Source organism: Monashia sp. HAY1-5C, assembly GCF_056755255.1.
The window spans coordinates 1-262 of the sequence record NZ_JBPGXG010000437.1 but is presented as its reverse complement, the minus strand read 5'-3'; the positions used below and the strand labels follow the sequence as shown (position 1 = coordinate 262).

Below are 262 nucleotides of genomic sequence, written 5' to 3'. Positions count from 1 at the left end.
CCCCCCCCCCCCCCCCCCCCCCCCCCCCCCCCCCCCCCCCCCCCCTCCCCAAACAGAAGACGCCATCCTAGATGTAGCTCCGTCTCGTGGGCTCGGAGATGTGTATAAGAGACAGATCCGCTCCAGCGCCGAGGCCGCAGCGCCGGGCACACCGTCGTCCTCGTCGACGCGGTCCCCGGCGACGGCGGCGACCTGCGCGATGCCGGCTCCCATGGCTCTGTCTCTTATACACATCTGACGCTGCCGACGACGGAGAGAGTGT

Annotated in this window: 1 pseudogene; it reads right to left on the bottom strand. The window is 70.6% G+C overall.

From position 1 onward, the window contains the following. Positions 1–234: pseudogene (locus ACR9ZK_RS22350) on the bottom strand (hypothetical protein); the annotation flags it as partial. Between the last annotated feature and the right edge of the window lie 28 nt (positions 235–262).